Annotated in this window: 8 protein-coding genes; 3 read left to right on the forward strand and 5 right to left on the reverse strand. The window is 72.1% G+C overall.

Annotated elements, in window-relative coordinates; genetic code table 11:
• Positions 1 to 272: 272 nt before the first annotated feature.
• A complete protein-coding gene (locus ACY1JF_RS24340) occupies positions 273 to 1442 on the reverse strand; it encodes an ADP-ribosylglycohydrolase family protein (RefSeq protein ID WP_462707359.1) in 1170 nt (389 codons plus the stop codon).
• Positions 1443 to 1695: 253 nt separating this feature from the next.
• Between ACY1JF_RS24340 and ACY1JF_RS24345 the strand changes: the two genes are divergently transcribed.
• From ACY1JF_RS24345 to ACY1JF_RS24355, 3 genes are all read left to right on the forward strand, one after another.
• Positions 1696 to 2427 (forward strand): VIT1/CCC1 transporter family protein, encoded by a 732-nt coding sequence (locus ACY1JF_RS24345; protein ID WP_462707360.1) that lies wholly within the window; start codon positions 1696 to 1698, stop codon positions 2425 to 2427.
• 393 nt (positions 2428 to 2820) lie between these two features.
• A complete protein-coding gene (gltB, locus tag ACY1JF_RS24350; protein ID WP_462707361.1) occupies positions 2821 to 7416 on the forward strand; it encodes a glutamate synthase large subunit in 4596 nt (1531 codons plus the stop codon).
• Entirely contained in the window at positions 7409 to 8872 is a 1464-nt protein-coding gene (locus ACY1JF_RS24355) for a glutamate synthase subunit beta (protein ID WP_462707362.1), read from the forward strand. Before gltB ends, ACY1JF_RS24355 begins: the two co-directional genes overlap by 8 nt.
• A gap of 113 nt (positions 8873 to 8985) precedes the next feature.
• Here ACY1JF_RS24355 and ACY1JF_RS24360 read toward each other — a convergent pair whose 3' ends face one another.
• The 4 genes from ACY1JF_RS24360 to ACY1JF_RS24375 form a co-directional block, all read right to left on the reverse strand.
• Positions 8986 to 9432: a hypothetical protein gene (locus ACY1JF_RS24360; RefSeq protein WP_462707363.1), complete on the reverse strand. Its 447-nt coding sequence runs from the start codon at positions 9430 to 9432 to the stop codon at positions 8986 to 8988.
• 1 nt (position 9433) lies between these two features.
• The gene (locus tag ACY1JF_RS24365; protein ID WP_462707364.1) at positions 9434 to 9766 is read right to left on the reverse strand and encodes a hypothetical protein; all 333 of its coding nucleotides are present in this window, start codon (positions 9764 to 9766) and stop codon (positions 9434 to 9436) included.
• Positions 9763 to 14955 carry an HD domain-containing protein gene (locus ACY1JF_RS24370; RefSeq protein WP_462707365.1) on the reverse strand — a complete coding sequence of 1731 codons (5193 nt, stop codon included), beginning with the start codon at positions 14953 to 14955 and terminating at the stop codon, positions 9763 to 9765. Before ACY1JF_RS24370 ends, ACY1JF_RS24365 begins: the two co-directional genes overlap by 4 nt.
• 76 nt (positions 14956 to 15031) lie before the next feature.
• Complete coding sequence (locus ACY1JF_RS24375) at positions 15032 to 15919, reverse strand: chitosanase (RefSeq protein WP_462707372.1); 888 nt, start codon at positions 15917 to 15919, stop codon at positions 15032 to 15034.
• Positions 15920 to 16029: the final 110 nt, after the last annotated feature.

A 16029-nucleotide genomic window follows, 5' to 3' on the forward strand; every position in this document is an offset into this window, starting at 1 on the left:
ACGGGGGTCTTCGTGCGGGCGGGGGCCTGGGCCGGGGGGCCCGTCCGTGTGGGGGGCCGGGCCGGGAGCCTCGTCCGTGAGCGGGGGCCGAGCGGTGCCGCGGCCGGGCCGCGGGTCATGTCCCGAACCCGCGTCCGTCCGCGTGCCGGCGCCGGTACGGTGTCCGCTCCCGGCGGCCGGAGGCGGTGCCGCCGGGAGCGGCGCCGCCGTGTCGGGTGGGGCGGCGTAGGCCGTGGCGACGGGCTCCTGGCGGCGGGAGGGGCGGCGCCGGGTCACGACACCGGCTCCGCCGCGTTGCCGCCCGGCTCCCGGGCGGGGACGACCGCGGGGGGCGGCGGTTCCGCGGGGGCGGCGGCGCGGGGGGCCGGTTCCGGGAGGGCCCGGGCGCCTCCGGGCCGGCCGGGGCCGGCGGCCGGGTGGCGGGGCCGCCGGTGCTCGGTGACCGGCGGTGTGGGCCCAGGGCGCCCGGCGTGTCCGGCGCGGTCGGCCGTCGGTCGCGGGGTCAGCAGGTCCGCCACCTCCAGGACGTGGTGGCCGGCCATGGCCGGCAGACAGCTGCCGCGGGCCGGGCCGATCGCGCCGGCCCACTCCGCCGGGATCGCGGCGACGCCCCGCGCCGCCCCGGCCAGCGCGCCCGCGACCGCCGCCGTCGTGTCGGCGTCGCGCCCCATGTTGACGGCCGTGAGCACCGCCTCCGCGAAGTCCCCGTCGGCCGCCGCGTACGCGCCGAAGGCGAGGGCGACCGCTTCGGGGGCCAGGTCGGTCCAGGGGTAGCCGCCGACGACCACCGCGGAGCGGACGGCGCGTTCGCCGCGGTGGGCCGCCGTCACCGCCCGGCGCAGTGAGCGCGCCGTCCAGGAGTCGTCGGGGACGACGGCCAGCGCGGAGGCCACCACCGCCACGGCCGGCGCCCCCGCCATCGCCGCCGCGACCCCGGCCGCCACCGCCTGGCCGCCGTAGATGCCCTCCCCGTCATGGCTGACCGAGCCGTCGATCGCCACCAGCCGGGCCGCCTCGGCGGGACGTCCGGCCGCGAACACCCCGTAGGGCGCCGCGCGCATCGCGAGTCCGTCGCTCCAGGCGTGCCGGTGCTGGGCGGAGATGGGGGCGGCCAGCCCCCGGCGCAGGTTCTCCAGGGTGCCGCGTTCACTGAAACCCGCACCCCGGAAGGGCCCCTCGTCGCGGTCGGCGATCCACTCGTGCCAGGCCGCCTCCACATGGGCGGGCGTGAGCGCGGACCCGTGCCGGGCCAGCAGCAGTCCGGAGAAGATCGCGTACTCGGTGTCGTCGGTCCCGGCGGGGCGCTCGGCGACGTACCCGGTGATGCGGCCCCAGCGGGCGCGGATCTGCGAGGGCTTCATGTTCTCGGCCGGCGCCCCGAGGGCGTCACCGACCGCCAGGCCGAGCAGTGCGCCGCGCGCCCGTTCCCGCAGGGATGCCATGCGACCGCTCCTTTCCCTCGGTGCCCCTCGCGGGGACTCTGCGGAACTGTCCCCGGTGCGCGCCGCCCCACAGCCTCATCGGCCTCAGCGTCACCCGGTCGACATGTGCGCGGGCCAGGGCACGGATGAGCGTACGACGGTAAAACCGCAGGTAAGCCCAGCCTTCCCTTGCTGGCGGACAGGGAATGACCGGCGTAACTTGGCTGTTGTCAAGAAGTGGACGAAGTCTAAAGAAGGTGGAGGGAGGCCCCCCGTGGCCCTCATCGAGACCGAAGCGACCCTGCACGAGGCGCACCGCGACAACCACACCCACCGGGACGTCAACGGCGGCTGGCTGCGCCCCGCAGTCTTCGGCGCGATGGACGGCCTGGTCTCCAACCTGGCGCTCATGACCGGCGTGGCCGGCGGTACCGCCAGCCAGCACACCGTCGTGATCAGCGGCCTCGCGGGCCTGGCTGCCGGCGCCTTCTCGATGGCCGCCGGCGAGTACACCTCCGTCGCCTCGCAGCGCGAGCTGGTCGAGGCCGAACTGGACGTCGAGCGCCGGGAGCTGCGCAAGCACCCGGCGGACGAGGAGGCCGAACTGGCCGCCCTCTACGAGGGGCGCGGTGTCGACCCGGGCCTCGCCCGCGAGGTCGCCCGGCAGCTCTCCCGCGACCCCGAGCAGGCGCTGGAGATACACGCCCGGGAGGAGCTGGGCATCGACCCCTCCGACCTGCCGTCCCCGCTGGTCGCCGCCGTGTCGTCGTTCGGCTCCTTCGCCCTGGGCGCGCTGCTCCCCGTCCTGCCCTACCTGCTCGGCGCGAGCGCGCTGTGGCCCGCGGTGGTGCTGGCGCTGGCCGGGCTGTTCCTCAGCGGCGCGGTGGTGGCCAAGGTGACCGCGCGGAGCTGGTGGTACAGCGGACTGCGGCAGCTCCTCCTGGGCGGTGCGGCGGCCGGTGTGACGTACGCCCTGGGCACATTGTTCGGAACGGCCGTAGGATGACCGGACCCCGGACTTATGCGTTGGGCCGCATAAATAGTCGGTTACATGTTGCTCAATGGTTTCGAGAGCATGACCGCCGGGCATGAGCCGTAAGCGCTGTGGGCAAAGGTGCCCGCAGCGCATCCGCGGGGCGGGTGACGAAGCCCGCCGCGCCCCCGGTCCGACGGACACCGATCTGTTCCCGCCGGACCCCCCACAGCTCCCGTCACCGGGTGTCGGTACCCCCGCTACGCACCCCCTGACGTCCGCATGTTGGAACGGAATATCCGCTTCCCGAGAGCCGTTCCATCATGTAACCTGCACGAAATTTTGCGCTCACATTGAGCCACGCAGAGGGCCAGCGTCGTCCCTCGGCACCTTCGCACTTTGCCACTGACGACGACGGGAGAGCCGATGCGTACGCCGCGCCAGCCGTCCCAGCACTCCGAGAACGGCCGGAACTGGTCGTTCATGGATGCTCGCCCTGCTGCGCAGGGTATGTACGACCCCCGCAACGAGCACGACGCCTGCGGCGTCGGCTTCGTCGCCACCCTCACCGGCGAGGCGTCCCACACGCTGGTCGACCAGGCCCTCACCGTGCTGCGCAACCTGGAGCACCGGGGTGCCACCGGCTCCGAGCCCGACTCGGGCGACGGCGCGGGCATTCTCTCGCAGGTCCCGGACGCCTTCTTCCGCGAGGTGGCCGGATTCGAACTCCCCGAGGCCGGTCACTACGCCGTCGGCATCGCCTTCCTGCCGGAGTCCGGCACGGACGACGCCGTCTCCCGCATCGAGGCGATCGCCGTCGAGGAGGGCCTGACCGTCCTCGGCTGGCGCGAGGTGCCGGTCGCCCCGCAGCTGCTGGGCGCCACCGCCCGCTCGACCATGCCGGTCTTCCGCCAGGTCTTCGTCGCCGACGGCACCTCGCGGGGCATCGCCCTGGACCGCCGCGCCTTCGCGCTGCGCAAGCGCGCCGAGCGCGAGATCGGCGTCTACTTCCCGTCGCTGTCCGCCCGGACCATCGTCTACAAGGGCATGCTCACCACGGGCCAGCTGGAGCCGTTCTTCCCGGACCTGTCCGACCGCCGCTTCGCCTCCGCGATCGCGCTCGTGCACTCCCGGTTCTCGACCAACACCTTCCCGTCCTGGCCGCTGGCCCACCCGTACCGCTTCGTCGCGCACAACGGCGAGATCAACACGGTCAAGGGCAACCGCAACTGGATGCGCGCCCGCGAGTCCCAGCTCGCCTCGGACCTGTTCGGCTCCTCCGCGGACCTGGAGCGCCTGTTCCCGATCTGCACGCCCGACGCCTCCGACTCCGCCTCCTTCGACGAGGTCCTGGAGCTGCTGCACCTGGGCGGGCGGTCGCTGCCGCACTCCGTGCTGATGATGATCCCGGAGGCGTGGGAGAACCACGACTCCATGGACCCGGCCCGCCGCGCCTTCTACCAGTACCACTCCACGATGATGGAGCCCTGGGACGGCCCGGCCTGCGTCACCTTCACCGACGGCACCCAGGTCGGCGCCGTCCTCGACCGCAACGGCCTGCGCCCCGGCCGCTACTGGGTCACCGACGACGGCCTCGTCGTCCTCGGCTCCGAGGTCGGCGTCCTCGACATCGACCCGGCGAAGGTCGTCCGCAAGGGCCGCCTCCAGCCCGGCCGGATGTTCCTGGTGGACACCGCCGAGCACCGCATCATCGAGGACGACGAGATCAAGGCGCAGCTCGCCGCCGAGAACCCGTACGCCGACTGGCTCCAGGCCGGTGAGATCGAGCTGGGCGACCTGCCCGAGCGCGAGCACATCGTCCACACCCACGCCTCGGTCACCCGCCGCCAGCAGACCTTCGGCTACACCGAGGAGGAGCTGCGGGTCATCCTCGCGCCGATGGCCAAGGCCGGCGCCGAGCCGATCGGCTCGATGGGCACCGACTCGCCGATCGCCGCGCTCTCCGACCGCCCCCGGCTGCTGTTCGACTACTTCACCCAGCTCTTCGCGCAGGTCACCAACCCGCCGCTGGACGCCATCCGCGAGGAACTGGTCACCTCCCTGCGCTCCGCGCTGGGCCCCCAGGGCAACCTGCTGGAGCCGACCGCCGCGTCCTGCCGCTCCGTCGTGCTGCCCTTCCCGGTGATCGACAACGACGAGCTGGCCAAGCTCATCCACATCAACGCCGACGGCGACATGCCGGGCATGAAGGCCGCCACCCTCTCCGGCCTGTACCGGGTCTCCGGCGGCGGCGACGCGCTCGCCGCCCGCATCGAGGAGATCTGCGCCGAGGCCGACGCCGCCATCGGCAACGGCGCCCGCCTGATCGTCCTGTCCGACCGGCACTCCGACGCCGAGCACGCGCCGATCCCCTCGCTGCTGCTCACCGCCGCCGTCCACCACCACCTCATCCGCACCAAGCAGCGCACCCAGGTGGGCCTGCTGGTGGAGGCCGGCGACGTCCGCGAGGTCCACCACGTCGCCCTGCTCATCGGCTTCGGCGCCGCCGCGGTCAACCCGTACCTGGCCATGGAGTCCGTCGAGGACCTGGTCCGCGCGGGCACCTTCCTGCCCGGCATCGAGACCGAGCAGGCCATCCGCAACCTGATCCACGCCCTGGGCAAGGGCGTCCTGAAAGTCATGTCCAAGATGGGCATCTCCACCGTCGCCTCCTACCGCGGCGCCCAGGTCTTCGAGGCCGTCGGCCTGGACCAGGCGTTCGTGGAGAAGTACTTCAACGGCACCGCCACCAAGATCGGCGGCGTCGGCATCGACGTCATCGCGGCGGAGGTCGCCGCCCGGCACGCCAAGGCGTACCCCGCCTCCGGCATCGCGCCGGCGCACCGCGCCCTCGACATCGGCGGCGAGTACCAGTGGCGCCGCGAGGGCGAGCCTCACCTGTTCGACCCGGAGACGGTCTTCCGCCTCCAGCACTCCACGCGCTCCGGCAAGTACGACATCTTCAAGAAGTACACCGAGCGGGTGAACGAGCAGTCCGAGCGGCTGATGACGCTGCGCGGCCTGTTCGGCTTCAAGTCGGACCGCCCCTCGATCCCGGTCGAGGAGGTCGAGCCGGTCAGCGAGATCGTCAAGCGGTTCTCCACCGGCGCCATGTCGTACGGCTCCATCTCCAAGGAGGCGCACGAGACCCTGGCCATCGCCATGAACCAGCTGGGCGGCAAGTCCAACACCGGCGAGGGCGGCGAGGACCCGGAGCGGCTGTACGACCCGGCCCGCCGGTCCTCCATCAAGCAGGTCGCCTCCGGCCGCTTCGGTGTGACCAGCGAGTACCTGGTCAACTCCGACGACATCCAGATCAAGATGGCCCAGGGCGCCAAGCCCGGCGAGGGCGGCCAGCTGCCCGGCCACAAGGTCTACCCGTGGGTCGCCAGGACGCGTCACTCGACGCCGGGCGTGGGCCTGATCTCCCCGCCGCCGCACCACGACATCTACTCCATCGAGGACCTCGCCCAGCTCATCCACGACCTGAAGAACGCCAACCCCAAGGCGCGCATCCACGTCAAGCTGGTCTCCGAGGTCGGCGTCGGCACCGTCGCCGCCGGTGTGTCGAAGGCGCACGCGGACGTCGTGCTGATCTCCGGCCACGACGGCGGTACGGGTGCCTCCCCCCTGACGAGTCTCAAGCACGCGGGCGGCCCCTGGGAGCTGGGCCTGGCCGAGACCCAGCAGACCCTGCTGCTCAACGGCCTGCGCGACCGGATCGTCGTCCAGACCGACGGCCAGCTCAAGACCGGCCGGGACGTGGTCATCGCCGCGCTGCTCGGCGCCGAGGAGTTCGGTTTCGCCACCGCGCCGCTCGTCGTCTCCGGCTGCGTCATGATGCGCGTCTGCCACCTGGACACCTGCCCGGTCGGCATCGCCACCCAGAACCCGGTGCTGCGCGACCGGTTCTCCGGCAAGGCCGAGTACATCGTCAACTTCTTCAAGTTCATCGCCGAAGAGGTCCGCGAGATCCTCGCCGAGCTGGGCTTCCGCTCCATCGAGGAGGCCGTCGGCCACGCCGAGGCCCTCGACGTCACCCGTGCCGTCAGCCACTGGAAGGCCCAGGGCCTGGACCTGGCGCCGCTGTTCCACGTGCCCGAGCTGCCCGAGGGCGCGGTGCGCCACCGCGTCGTCGAGCAGGACCACGGCCTGGAGAAGGCGCTCGACAACGAGCTGATCAAGCTCGCCGCCGACGCCCTGTCCGCCACCGACGCCGCCGACGCGGCCCCGGTCCGCGCCCAGGTCGCCATCCGCAACATCAACCGCACGGTCGGCACCATGCTCGGCCACGAGGTGACCCGGAAGTTCGGCGGCGCCGGCCTGCCCGACGACACCATCGACATCACCTTCACCGGCTCGGCCGGCCAGTCCTTCGGCGCCTTCGTCCCGCGCGGCGTCACGCTGCGCCTGGAGGGCGACGCCAACGACTACGTCGGCAAGGGCCTGTCCGGCGGCCGGATCATCGTCCGCCCGGACCGCGGCGCCGACCACCTCGCCGAGTACAGCGTCATCGCCGGCAACACCATCGGCTACGGCGCCACCGGCGGCGAGATGTTCCTGCGCGGCAGGACCGGCGAGCGCTTCTGCGTCCGCAACTCCGGCGCGCTGGTCGTCTCCGAGGGCGTCGGCGACCACGGCTGCGAGTACATGACCGGCGGCCAGGCCGTCGTCCTCGGCGAGACCGGACGCAACTTCGCGGCCGGCATGTCCGGCGGCACCGCCTACGTCATCGACCTCGACCGGGACAACGTCAACGCCGGCAACCTCGGCGCGATCGAGGCCCTGGACGACGCCGACAAGGAATGGCTGCACGACGTGGTGCGCCGGCACGCCGAGGAGACCGGCTCCACGGTCGCGGGCAGGCTGCTCGCCGACTGGTCCGCGTCGGTCGAGCGGTTCAGCAAGATCATCCCCAGCACGTACAAGGCAGTGCTCGCCGCCAAGGACGCCGCCGAGCGAGACGGTCTCTCCGAGTCCGAGATCACCGAGAAGATGATGGAGGCGGCGACCAATGGCTGACCCCAAGGGCTTTCTGAACCACGGCCGCGAGGTCGCCCGGTCCCGTCCGGTCGAGGAGCGGGTCAGGGACTTCAAGGAGGTCTACGTCCCCGGCTCCCTGCTGCCCATCATCAGCAAGCAGGCCAGCCGCTGCATGGACTGCGGCATCCCGTTCTGCCACAACGGCTGCCCGCTCGGGAACCTGATCCCCGAGTGGAACGACTACGCCTACCGCGAGGACTGGTCCGCCGCCTCCGAGCGGCTGCACGCCACCAACAACTTCCCGGAGTTCACCGGCCGCCTGTGCCCGGCCCCGTGCGAGTCGGCGTGCGTGCTCGGCATCAACCAGCCGCCGGTCACCATCAAGAACGTCGAGGTCTCCATCATCGACAAGGCGTGGGACAACGGCGGCGTCGCGCCGCAGATCCCCGAGCGCCTGTCCGGCAAGACCGTCGCGGTGGTCGGCTCGGGCCCGGCGGGACTGGCCGCCGCCCAGCAGCTCACCCGGGCCGGCCACACCGTCGCCGTCTACGAGCGCGCGGACCGCGTCGGGGGCCTGCTGCGGTACGGCATCCCCGAGTTCAAGATGGAGAAGCGGCACATCAACCGCCGTATCGAGCAGATGCGCGCGGAGGGCACCCGGTTCCGCACCGGCGTCGAGGTCGGCCGCGACATCCAGGCCGGCGACCTGAGGAAGCGTTACGACGCCGTCGTCCTCGCCGTCGGCGCCACCACCGCCCGCGACCTGCCGGTCCCCGGCCGCGAGCTCAAGGGCGTCCACCAGGCGATGGAGTACCTGCCCCTGTCCAACAAGGTCCAGGAGGGCGACTACGTCACCTCCCCGATCTCGGCCGAGGGCAAGCACGTCGTCGTCATCGGCGGCGGCGACACCGGCGCCGACTGCGTGGGCACCGCCCACCGCCAGGGCGCCGCCTCCGTCACCCAGCTGGAGATCATGCCCCGCCCCGGCGAGGAGCGGAACCCGCTCACCCAGCCCTGGCCGACCTTCCCGATGCTCTACAAGGTCACCTCGGCGCACGAGGAGGGCGGTGAGCGGGTCTACTCCGTCAACACCACCCACTTCGAGGGCGACGAGGACGGCAACGTCCAGTGGCTGCACCTCGTCGAGGTCGAGTTCGTCGACGGCAAGCTCACCCCGAAGCCGGGCACCGAGCGCAAGATCCCGGCCCAGCTGGTCACCCTCGCCATGGGCTTCACCGGCACCGACCGCGAGAACGGCCTGGTCGAGCAGTTCGGCCTGGAGCTGGACGCGCGCGGCAACATCGCCCGCGACGCCGACTTCCAGACCAACGTCCCCGGTGTCTTCGTCGCCGGTGACGCCGGCCGCGGCCAGTCGCTCATCGTCTGGGCCATCGCCGAGGGCCGCTCGGCCGCCAGGGGCGTCGACCGCTTCCTGACCGGCGCCAGCGAACTGCCGGCCCCGATCCGCCCGACGGACCGCGCGCTGACGGTCTGACGGCCGTCCAGGACTGTCCCGTACAACGGCGTACGGGTCACAGACGGCGCCCGCCCCCGTCCCCGACCGGACAAGGGGCGGGCGCCGTCGTACCCGCTTTGGCCGGTCCGCCGCTACGAGCTCGGGGCGACCCAGGTCACGATGACCGCGGCGGCCACGCCCAGGACACCAAAGAGGGCGAGCCACCGGGCCGCCTCCACGAGCCGCCAGATGCGGCGGGTCAGTCTCCGTTCGTGCCGCAACAGCCGTTCGGGCTCGTTCCACACCTGCTCGCCGGGCCGTCCGTGCACCGCCAGGACGCTCAGCCACGACGCCGCGATCAGGGACAGGAACCCCACTACCAGCAGCCCGACGACCGTCCAGCGAGGCCCGTCCGGCAGCTTGCTGAGGTTCTCCTGTCCTTTGAGGACGAAGACGGCTGTCAGCAGGCCGGTCAGAGTGGAGAGATAGGTCCGGTAGCCCTCCGCCTGCTGCACCGCCAGACGCAGTTGCTGGTGCGGATCGCGCATGCGCTGCGCCCGCTCGTCGGCGGCGAGCAACTGCTCGTCGGTGAAGGGCATGTCAGCCTCCGCCGACGAGGTACGAGGGCGGCGGGGCGAGGGCCAGCCAGGCCCCGCAGCCGTACCCGTCGGCCGGGCGGGGCTGGTGGTAGCCCTCGCAGCGGCAGCGTGTGTGCCAGGGCCCCGGCCCCGGGTCGGCGCGTCGGCCGCGGAATCCGCCGCCCTTGGGCACGACCGTCTGCCCCGCTCCATATCGGCAGGTCATGGGGCACGAGCACACGGGGCAGGTGCCGGAGGCGACCAGCTCCCGTTCGCCCTCGTCGTCCTCGGCGGACCAGGTGAAGTCGATGATGTGCGGATGCTTCTCGTACCGGTAGGGCCGGGAGGTGCTCATCGGATGTCCTCCTTCGACGCGGGTAGGGACAGGGCGAGGAGACCGGCGTACCCCTCCAGGCGTGCGCGCACCCGGGCCTCGGTGAGGCCGGTCTCCTCGGCGCACAGGGCGATGTGCGCTTCGGGGACCGCCCCCGTCAGGGCGGGCGGACGTCCGGTCAGGCGCTCGGTGAGCAGGATGACGTCTCGCCAGTCGGGTTCCAGGGCGGCCTCCGCGGCGGTCGGCCGGGCGACCGTGACGCGGAGTCCGAGGCAGCGGAACGGGGCGTAACGCTCGTACGCCCGCCCGAGGGTCCAGCCGAAGCGGCCCGAGACGAGGACGAGTTCGAGGGGACCGAGCAGGCCCGGGCCCAGGAGTCCTCGGTCGAAGGCCGCGTGGTCGAAGCGGTTGGGGCGGAACCCGGCCAGGCTTTCGGCGTCGGGGCCGCGGAAGTCACCGGGGGGCGTGGGGGCGCCCAGCGGAGCGAAGCGGGCCAGGTGGCGAACCGTGTCACCCAGACCCGAGCCGGTCTCGGCGGAGTGCCGCAGCACGTCGGCGATGCGCAGTTCGTCGCGGAAGCGCATGGCGGTGTTGTGCCGGTCGCCGTCCTCCGGGCCCAGGGCGCGGAGGTCCGCGCCGGTCGGCCGCAGCGAGCCGGCCTCCGCGGGCACCTGTTCCACCTTCAGCGGCAGGTGGGTGTCGAGCCGGGACAGCTCGTCGACCGCATCGTCCAGTGTGACACCGTCGTGGGCCGCGCAGGCCAGGGAGTACGCGAGGCAGGCACCGTCGGTGTCGAAGGCGCCCGAGAAATTGAGCGAGGCGTTGCCGACCAGCGTTCCGTAGAACGGCGCGGGATTGAGCAGGCGGTGTGGGGCGAGGGCCTGCCGTTCCAGCGCGTCGGCGTCGGCGTCCCCCCATGAGATCAGTTCGCAGGCGTCCAGCGCGCGGACGGCCCGTCGCAGCTCGGTGATGTCCGGCGTACTGGCGAGGTAGAAGCTGCCGACCAGGTGCCAGGGGGTGAGCCGGCCGGTGCCGGACCGGCTCATGGCGTGATAGACCCAGTCCGGCACCTTCCAGTCGTGGGCATCGGCCGGGATCACGGGGGCGAAAGCTCCGGTGGCGGGGGTCGCGGTGTTGATCACCTCCGCCACCTCACCCAGTCGGGCCAGGCTCGTACGAGATGCCTCGAACAAATGCTCGAATGATATTTCGCCTTCCAGCCATGGCGGCTCGCCGTCCAGGTCGCGGGAGAGCAGCCTTCGCACGTGGGGCGGCAGGGGGGAGGCCGGGGACGCGGATTCCGGCACGGGTGATTCCAGACCGAATCCCAGAGGAGCGAACTGCTCGATGCGCCGCCCCATGCCGCCGAGCGAGAACGGAGGCCGGGCGCGGTCGTTCAGGTCTACGGGGCCGACGAACCCCGGACGCCAGATCGCGCTGTCGGCACGCCAGGGGGTTTCGCCAGGACCGGTGAGGGCGAGACGTGCGCTCTCCTGTCTCGTCGGACGCTTCCGCGCCAGCGCGCCCAGCTCGGGGGACGGGGGCAGGTCCGGGGCCAGGCGCCGTAGGCCGTCGAGGAGTTCGACGCCCTTCGCGAGGGTCATATGGTGCAGGGCGCACACGGCCAGCAAGGGGGCGTGCACGGCCGGCTCCCGATCCGGCTCCCGGGCATTCTGGGGAGCGGCCTGTCCAGTCGCCTCGGCGTGCCGGGGGTACTGCTGCTGGAGGTCCAGGTAGGCGGAGTACAGGTCGACCGTCTGCTGCCCGACCATCAGGGCGTCCAGTGACCTGATGTCCTCCACCTCGGGGACGGTGACACCCGTCACCGCGTAGCGTCGAAGACCGCGCAGGACCTCGCGGACCGGTGCGCGCAACTGTGCGGCGCTCTGGAGTACCGGCTGCCAGTCTCTGGGAGCGTTGTCGCGGAAGAGCAGGGCGTCCGCGCCCTCGGGCGTCGGGTAGCCGGGCGGCGGGAAGCCGTCCTCGTCCTGGAGCAGCCCCAGTCGAACGGACTGCCAGTGCTCGAACAGCGCGTTCTCCGCTCCCCGTTGCGGATGGAGCGAGAGGAAGCCAGTGTACGAATTCATGGCCGCGGAGTCGCAGGGGAAGCATCCGGTCCGGGTGAGGGGATGCCGACCGCTCGTCAGACGGCTGGCGTTCTCCAGCTCCAGTACGGCCGTGGTGTCGCGGGGCAGGGCGTCGAGGACGGCCACGGCCAGGCGGGGAACCTCTCGCGCCAGGGTCCACAACCAGGGCAGTGACACTTCGGCGCAACCGTCCAGCGCGTCTCCCACCTTGCCGACCAGCTCCTCCATCACCAGTTCCGCGTCGTGGTGCAGGAGCTGGTTGCGGTCCACGCTCGGCTGCGGACTGTGGCGTTCCTTGAGGTTCACCACTCGTCCGAAGGTCTCGGGGGCACGCTGGACGACCACCCCGTCGAGGAGCAACTGGCCCGGTCCTTGAACCAGCCAGGCGTCCTCGCTGACGCGGACGGGCTCCCCGAACCAGTCGCCCCTGCCGTGCAGCCGTCCCGGTTTCCAGCGCTCCTGGAGGGCCTCGTGCCGGTCGTCCCTCAGCTCCGTCGCCGTGACGTCGTACTCCGTCAGCCACAGCACCGATCGCAGCGCCTCCACCAGCGACGGTGTCTTCTCGGCCTGCTGGGGCTCCGCCAGGTACAGGCGGACGCGGGTGCCGCCGTGCTCGGGCACCTCGGGGTCGTAGGAGTCGTTGATCTGCAGCAGTCCGGACCCGGACTGGATCTCGGCCTTGAGGGACTTCTCCGCTCCCACCTGCCCGAAGCGGTCCACCGCCCTGGTCCAGACGACAACCTCGTCGGCCAGCATGAAGTAGCTGAAGACGCCGATGCCGAAACGCGAGTTCATGGCCTGTACGTCGATGTTCGCGCGGCGCCAGTCGCGGCGTTCCTGCACGAACCCCGGATCCTGCTCGTAGCGCTTGCCGGCCCGGGCGAACATAGAGGTGAGCCGGACGCGGGTCATCCCGGAGCCGTTGTCGAGACACTCGATGTAGGGACGCCCCTCGTGCCGGCCCTGGGTGAACTCGATCGTGCCGTTCCACTTCGACCGTGTGCCGCCGTACTGGCGGCGCATGTCCCGGTAGCGGCAGGCGTCCAGCGCGTTCTGGTACAGCTCGCGGACGGCCAGCATCCGGTCGCCGTAGAGCTGGGTCCCCATGAGAAGGGGCCGGACCTCGTCCTCGGCCAGCCGGAACCGCTCCAGGGGGACCTGGTAGCGGCCAGGGAGCGGCCGCAACTCGGCCGTGGTCACCCGGTCGGGCAAGCCGCGCAGGAGCGACTGGGTGGCGGAGTCGGCGCGCAGCGACCGCAGGGCCGCGTCGGCCGTCAGCGCCAGTTCCTCCAGCGCCGCGTGGAGCGCGGGGTGGGGGCAGACGAACCGCATGGAAAGGCCGTGGGTGGTGGCGGTCCGTCCGTCCGCCGGTTCGTAGTCGAAGCCCTGCAGGGCCCCCGCGACCTGGCGGGGGACGAGCGGATCGTGAGCCCCCAGGTGGTCGACGACGACACTGGAGAGCCGGCGGGGGTCGGCGGCGAGCAGACCCGCGGTCCACAGGAGGTTGGCGAGCTGCCGGCCGCGCCACTGGTTACCCCGTACCGGCGTGTAGTCGATCCACTGATCACCGTTGGCGAGGTCGTTGATCCTCGGATTCGGGCCCGGCCGGACGGTGAGGTGGCTCACCACCTGCCGGATCTGTTTGTCGACACGGTCGCGGTCCGCGTCGGTGCGTGGTCCGGCCGAGGGGGTCGGGGCGGCGGCCTCGACCGCCTCACGGACCATGCGGACCAAGGTGTCGACCGCTTCGTAGGTCCCGGGCCGGTCCCATTCCCACAGCCGGTCCCAGTCGGCGACGAAGCGGTGGCGCAACCAGTGGTCCGCGGCGGTCGTCGCCTCCTTCAGGCTCCTGCTCCGCAGCGTCTCCGCCGTGCGCAGCACGAGCTTGTGGGCGCGGCACACGTCTCGCGCGGCATCCCGTACCTGCCGGCTGTGCACGTCGGTGGTGGTGTCCTGACTGACCGGTCCCGGGTCGATCCCCTCGGGCAGCAGGCGGCGCAGTTCGTCGAGCGCGATGGTGACGACGCCTTCGTGGACGATGGGGGCGGCGAGCAGACAGGCGGTCTCCGCCGGGGAGAGCAGCTCCCCGGTGCCGCGCAGTCCGGCCCGGTCCACCAGGTCGGCGAGGCGTTCCTCGACGCGTACCGGATAGCGCGGATCGGACCATGGATCGTCGCGGTGGGCGGCGGTGCCGGCGCTGCTGCCCACCACGCAACGGACCAGCTCCTCCAGACGGTCCTTCACCCGCTCGTGGACGGCGGGTTGCGCGGTGCTGTTCCACAGGCCGGAGGTGCGGATGACCCGGGTCCACTCCAGTGTCTCCTGCGACCCCGTGCACATCACCGGGTCGCGGTGAGCGGCGTCCCGCCCCGGCCAGGGCAACTGTTTGACGACGGTGGGGGGTTCGACCTGGCCGTGTTTGTCCGCGAGTCGCTGGAGCTCCTCGTGCGTGTACCGCACGACCTCGTGGAAGGTGGTGGGCGAGGTGCGCTGGGAGAGAGCTTCGGCGAGGGCCTGCGCGAACCAACTGCCCGTCACCGGGTCCGCGAAGGACCGCTGTCCCGCTCCGCAGCTGTAGAGCCAGTAGGCGTCGTGGCCGGAGAGCCAGCCGCCCTCCGCGGTGTCCGGGTCGCGCTCGCCGCGGGGGCTGGTGCGGCAGATGTCCAGGCAGATGATCGCGGTCACGCCCTGGGGCAGGTCGCGCAGCAGGACGCCGGGGTTGGCCTCGAGCAGCGTGCGCGGGTCGAGAGCGGCCCCGTCCTCGGGCTGGGGCCATACGGCCTGGCTGTCCGAGAGGACCAGATGGTCCCGGTCGTCGACCGTCTCGCCGTGTCCCGAGAAGTAGAGCAGCGCGGTGTCTCCGGCCGCACAGGAACCGAAGAACCGGGAGACCGCTCCGATGAGGCGGTTCTTCCCTGTGTCCTCCAGGACCTGGGGGTCCTCGTAGTCGGATTCCTTCAGCGCGGTCTCGACCAGGGAGAGATCCCTGCCTACGAAGTCCAGTCGCGGATACCGCTCCCGCAGCTCGGGGACGCCGGCGAGATCCGGTGTCTCCCGGACGCCGATGAGCAGTGCCCGTCGTCTCCCCGCTCCAACGCTGTCCAGCCCGGATCCGTCTGCCATCGCATTCCGCCCCCTCCGGCCGATGAACGGCTATGTTCCCAAAAACACTCCTGCGGAAGCGGCGACTTGAACCGACTCAGGGCACGCGGTACGTGTCCCCGTACACCCGCCACTCCAGAGGCGTCGCCAGCTCCAGGTTCCCGGCCTCCAGGAACCGCCGCTGGGCGGTGTCGACGCGGGTGGTGTCGCCGTCCCGGCCGGTGCGCAGGGCCTCGCGGCGCACGTCGAGGAAGGCGTCGAGGAACTCCTCCTCGCTGCCGCCGGCCGCCGGGGTCTCCGCCTGCCGCAGGGCCTGCTCGCGCAGCCCGTAGAAGCCGTCCTCGTCGGTGTCCGGCCCGTGGAAGATGATCGCGTCGTAGTACACGAACTGGCCCAGCGTGGACAGCCCGTCCAGCTTGGCCAGCCGCACGGACGGCTCGAAGTAGACCCGGTCGCGCTCCTCCTCCTGCGCCTCGCGGAACGCCGGGACCTTCGCCTCCGCCCGCCAGGCGTCCGTGAACCCGGGGTCCAGGCCCTCGTGCGAGTCCGTGCCGTCGACCTCGCGCAGGGCGGGCAGATAGCGGGCCAGGCCGTTGTCCGGGTGGTCGTCGGTGTACCGCTCGACCAGGGTGAGCAGATCGTGGGTGCCGGTGCAGAAACCGGCGATGCCCGCCGTGTACCCCTGCCCGTCGCCGAGGTCCTCGATGCTGCCGTAGAGGCTGCGCCAGTCCAGCGTGGAGTTGTCGGCGCTCGCCACGAGCCGCTGCGCCAGCTCCTTCTTGTCCGGGGCGGACAGCCCGGCCGGCAGGCCGGCGATCACCGCGTCGTCGCGCTCCCGCTCCCGCTCGGCCCGGTCCTTGGCCTCCTCCCGGGCCGACTGCCCGGTGGCCGCGGGCGGGGCGGACACCGTGTCGCCGGAGTCGGCCGGCGCCAGGAAGAAGACCGCCGCCGTGGCCACCACGGGCACGGCCGCGAAGAACAGCACCCCGCGCCTCACCCCGCACCGCCGCCCGCCGGCGCCGCCACCCGGGCCGGCGCGGCCACCGCCGGGGCCGCCGGCGGCGCCGGCGAGGCGCACCAGCCCGTCCAGCCAGC

This window comes from Streptomyces sp. SYSU D01066-1, from assembly GCF_054956795.1.

Bases quoted from the DNA above. Each gene is read 5' to 3' on its own strand.
- ACY1JF_RS24340 (WP_462707359.1), bottom strand. From the start codon at position 1,442: ATGGCATCCCTGCGGGAACGGGCGCGCGGCGCACTGCTCGGCCTGGCG.
- ACY1JF_RS24355 (WP_462707362.1), top strand. From the start codon at position 7,409: ATGGCTGACCCCAAGGGCTTTCTGAACCACGGCCGCGAGGTCGCCCGG.
- ACY1JF_RS24370 (WP_462707365.1), bottom strand. From the start codon at position 14,955: ATGGCAGACGGATCCGGGCTGGACAGCGTTGGAGCGGGGAGACGACGG.
- ACY1JF_RS24365 (WP_462707364.1), bottom strand. From the start codon at position 9,766: ATGAGCACCTCCCGGCCCTACCGGTACGAGAAGCATCCGCACATCATC.
- gltB (WP_462707361.1), top strand. From the start codon at position 2,821: ATGCGTACGCCGCGCCAGCCGTCCCAGCACTCCGAGAACGGCCGGAAC.
- ACY1JF_RS24360 (WP_462707363.1), bottom strand. From the start codon at position 9,432: ATGCCCTTCACCGACGAGCAGTTGCTCGCCGCCGACGAGCGGGCGCAG.